This is a genomic window from Thomasclavelia sp. (assembly GCF_017889095.1).
GTDB lineage: Bacteria > Bacillota_I > Bacilli_A > Erysipelotrichales > Coprobacillaceae > Thomasclavelia.
Genome location: NZ_JAGHEW010000004.1, coordinates 1 through 4081 on the forward strand (window position 1 = coordinate 1; position 4081 = coordinate 4081).

Annotated in this window: 5 protein-coding genes; 1 reads left to right on the forward strand and 4 read right to left on the reverse strand. The window is 28.3% G+C overall.

Going from position 1 to position 4081, the window contains the following annotated elements; all coding sequences use genetic code 11:
• Positions 1-556: 556 nt before the first annotated feature.
• Positions 557-1312, reverse strand: coding sequence for an exodeoxyribonuclease III (locus tag J7M77_RS00100; RefSeq protein WP_296874805.1), 756 nt, complete (start codon positions 1310-1312; stop codon positions 557-559).
• Positions 1313-1538: 226 nt separating this feature from the next.
• Here J7M77_RS00100 and J7M77_RS00105 point away from each other — a divergent pair, with 226 nt between their 5' ends.
• Positions 1539-2009: a TspO/MBR family protein gene (locus J7M77_RS00105; protein WP_296874806.1), complete on the forward strand. Its 471-nt coding sequence runs from the start codon at positions 1539-1541 to the stop codon at positions 2007-2009.
• A 26-nt stretch (positions 2010-2035) separates the two neighbouring features.
• Here the strand turns inward: J7M77_RS00105 and J7M77_RS00110 are convergent, their stop codons facing one another.
• Genes J7M77_RS00110 through J7M77_RS00120 form a run of 3 tightly spaced genes read right to left on the reverse strand, consistent with a single transcriptional unit; the run spans position 2036 to position 3934 of the window.
• A complete protein-coding gene (locus J7M77_RS00110; RefSeq protein WP_296874807.1) occupies positions 2036-2443 on the reverse strand; it encodes an MG284/MPN403 family protein in 408 nt (135 codons plus the stop codon).
• 52 nt (positions 2444-2495) lie between these two features.
• Positions 2496-3230: a tyrosine-protein phosphatase gene (locus J7M77_RS00115; protein ID WP_296874808.1), complete on the reverse strand. Its 735-nt coding sequence runs from the start codon at positions 3228-3230 to the stop codon at positions 2496-2498.
• A 56-nt stretch (positions 3231-3286) separates the two neighbouring features.
• On the reverse strand, positions 3287-3934 hold the full coding sequence (locus J7M77_RS00120; RefSeq protein WP_296874809.1) for a TatD family nuclease-associated radical SAM protein: 648 nt from the start codon (positions 3932-3934) through the stop codon (positions 3287-3289).
• Positions 3935-4081 lie beyond the last annotated feature (147 nt).

The window sequence follows — 4081 nt, forward strand, 5'->3', positions numbered from 1 at the left end:
ATACGCCAAAAATAGCACAATCAAATAACAAAACCGAAAAACAAAAAACACCTATCTAAAACAACTGTTTCCGTTTTTCATTAAAATTATCATATCTTTTTGTTTCAACAATTATTCAACTTTAATAGTAATACATTATTTCTTATCAAAAATCATTCTACAACCAACTGCACTTTCAAACCTTTTTATATATCTTTGATTGATTATTTGTTGACATACATATTACTGTCTTTTCTTAATTTCCTAATACTTTTAAACATTTACATTCAATTATAATTGTTTCATCATCAATTAGCATTCGTTTGTTTTATACAGTATTCAAACATAATATCTTATTAAACATAAATGAGATGTAAATTTAATATTTCGATAAACTAAAATAAAAACGGGAAATTCCCGTTTTACTTATAATTGATAATCAAGATTATGATTATCTATCAATCATTTATTCTTTATTTTTTGGTATGCAACACAAATAATAAAAAATGCCGCTAAACCTAAAAGGACATATACTGAAAATAATGTAATTGGTGCCATTGACACATTCTCCTTTAACTTATAAATCAATCTCCAATCCTACTGGACAATGATCGCTTCCTAAAATATCTGTGCAAATAAAGGCATCCTTTATTTTATCTTTTAAAGATTCAGAAACGATAAAATAATCAATTCGCCATCCGGCGTTGTTTTTACGAGCATTAAAACGATAAGACCACCAAGAATAAATTCCGGTTTGATCAGGATATAAATAGCGATATGTATCAATATATCCATTTTCCAATAAAGCCGTCATTTTAGCCCGTTCTTCATCAGTAAATCCAGCGTTTTTTCGATTAGTCTTTGGATTTTTCAAATCAATTTCTTGATGGGCAACATTTAAATCACCGCAAAGAATTACTGGTTTGTGTTCTTTTAGCGAATTTAAATAATTTAAAAAATCATCTTCCCAATGCATTCGATAATCAAGACGTTTTAACTCCGTTTGACTATTTGGCGTATAACAATTAACTAAATAAAAATTTTCATACTCCAAAGTCACTACCCGACCTTCTTGATCATGTTCCTCAATTCCTATACCATAACTATAATTTAAAGGTTTAACTTTAGTAAATACCAACGTACCACTATAGCCTTTCTTTTTAGCACTGTTCATATAGGTATGATAACCATGTTTTTCAATTTCAATTTGTCCTTCTTGCATCTTTGTTTCCTGAATACAAAAAATATCAGCCTGACTTTCTGTTAATACATCATAAAAACCTTTATTAATACAGGCTCTAATTCCATTTACATTCCACGATATTAATTTCATTTTCTTACCTCTAGTATCATTATACATGAAAGCGTTTTTTTATAGAAGTAATTTTTTCTATTTTAGAAAAAATTCATCTTTTCCTTACAATTACCATCCATTTACTGCCAATTTTACGTATTTAAAAATATTTTACTTTTTAAGTTATCACTAATTAGAAAATCAATAAAATTAATTTTTCATGATCTTTTTCATATTTTCCTTAAAATTGTCTATAATATTATAGGTGATCGAATTGAAAAAATATAAACAGCTCATTTTTAGTATTGTAATTGCATTAGCAATTGGCGGTTTAAGTGCTTTTTTAACAAAAGATTCCATGGAAATTTACCATTCCATTAACCGACCTACTTTAGCTCCACCAGGCTATTTATTCCCAATTGTTTGGAGTATTTTATATATAATGATGGGAACTTCTAGTTATCTAATTCACCAAAGTGACCATCGTCTTAAAGAAACAGCATTAATCATTTATTATTTTCAATTACTAGTTAATTTTTCTTGGCCAATCGTATTTTTCAATTATCAAAACTACTTACTTGCATTAGCTATTTTGTTTGTTTTAGTCATTTTAATAATCATCTTAATTAAATTAACCTACCAGATTAATCATTTTAGCAGCTATTTGCTGATCCCCTACCTTCTTTGGCTACTGTTTGCATTATACTTGAATTTTTGGATCTTTATTCATAATTAAAAACTTTCTCGAAAATGAGAAAGTTTTTATGTGATATTTACATAAAATAATATTTCTTCTAACGCGCGAGTTTTCATCCGATAATATGTAGCACGGCTATAAAACTCGCTCCACCAGTTACCCTCCTTCTTTAATATATATTCGTTTGTAATGATAATTTGGCTCTCTGGTGTTAAAGCATTAATAACAATTTCAAAAGATGATATCAATTTTTTTAATTCATCTTTATCATCAATCCGCCGGTTTAAACGATCGGCAATTGAATTACTGCCATAATTCCGTTTTCTTTCGCGAACAAGACTAGAACCAACCTCAGGATAAAAACTAGTATTTTCTAAACAATATAGTTTTAGCTTGGCGCGATGGTACTGCTTAAATAAATTTTCTACTGCATCCTGTTTTTGCTTAAATGTTAATTTGTTTGTTTTCTTCATATAAAAAACCTCCTACTAACTATATACAACCGCAAGTAGGAGAATTTCTTTTTTAAATTGTAAAATTTTCAATTATTTCTTCAATTTTTTCAATTTCTAAACCACTTTGGACTAAATACTCTTTAGCACTGCCATATTTTTCCCGTAAATAATCCAAAAACTTCATCATCATCGTTGGTGTTGATTCCAAAAAAGCACGATTATTTTCATCAACTAATTCCTCTAATTTTGACATAACTTTTAAATTGTTTTCATAAGATTCGGAATAATCTTTAACAATATCATATTCATGACACCCTGCCAAATCAAGCAACAAAGCAGCAATTACACCAGTACGATCTTTTCCTGCTGAACAGTTAAATAAAATAGTATTATAAGGATGTTGATAGAAAATCTCAAATACTTCTTTAAACTGTTCCTTATTAGATTCCAACATAAAGATATAGAAACCCGATAAATCATGATAACTTCTAACTTCACTAGGTAAAACATTTAAATTTTTAGCCTGTAATAAATTAATATGATAATATTCAATATCCTGATATCCTTTTAAAGTACTTGGCTGCTGCTGGATTTCAAAATCGCTTCGTAAATCAACTTGCACTCGAATTCCATAGTCATATAGATATTCCTTTTCAGCTTCACTTAAATTATTTGGATTTGTAGAACGAACAAATTTATGACTTTTAGTATAATACCCATTTTGAGTTTCATACCCGCCTAAATCACGAACATTGGTCATACTTTCAACTTTCAATAATCTTTCTTGTCGACTTAATTGCATCATTTTCATTACCTCACCAATAATAATTCTAGCACATTTTGCAAATGAAACAAATTATTTTATTCTTCAAAAGGTCGAACTCTCAATGTTACTTTTAAATCATCAGCTATTTTTTGACAGGCAGCTATTTTTTCATCACCAATAATATCAACAACTGTCAAAACTACATTATCAACATATTGACGACATTTTTTAGTAAAATCAAGCATTTCATCAAATGAATCTATTCCATATTTAGCACGAGTCAACTGATAATATTCTTCTTTATTAGGTGCATTTAAACTAATAGAAACAGTATCGATCAAACCAGCAAAATCACTAGTAATATCTTTATTAGCAGCTTTGTTTGCTAGACCATTTGTATTAATTCTAATTGGTAAAGTATTTCTTCGCTTTTTCAAATATCGTGCTACTTCCATTAAATCGTCATGACGCATTAACGGTTCTCCAAAACCACAGAATACTACTTCTTTAAAAGCATTAAGATCATATTTTTCAAATTCTGCAATTATTTGTTTGACTGTTGGTTCTTCTTTTAACCACAAAGAATTATTTTCAATCATTTCTTTAGTATTTCTTAAACAAAAAGTACAAGCACAATTACAACGATTAGTACTATTTAAATAACATGTAACTCCCTGATAACTATCTAACTCTTTTAAATCAATATAACTATTTTTATATAATGTATATAATATAACCATCATTTATTCCTCCTATAATTCTTTTAAAAATGGTTCAAAACACAAGCCTAAATGATTATGAGCCCCTATTTTTTGACTATATTCAATGCATTTACAAGCAAAATCAGCCGCTTTTTGAACACAGGCAAAAAAATCTAATCCATTTGCATA

Excerpts from the sequence above, each read along its gene's own strand:
- J7M77_RS00120 (WP_296874809.1), bottom strand. The coding sequence starts at position 3,934 with ATGATGGTTATATTATATACATTATATAAAAATAGTTATATTGATTTA.
- J7M77_RS00115 (WP_296874808.1), bottom strand. The coding sequence starts at position 3,230 with ATGATGCAATTAAGTCGACAAGAAAGATTATTGAAAGTTGAAAGTATG.
- J7M77_RS00100 (WP_296874805.1), bottom strand. The coding sequence starts at position 1,312 with ATGAAATTAATATCGTGGAATGTAAATGGAATTAGAGCCTGTATTAAT.
- J7M77_RS00110 (WP_296874807.1), bottom strand. The coding sequence starts at position 2,443 with ATGAAGAAAACAAACAAATTAACATTTAAGCAAAAACAGGATGCAGTA.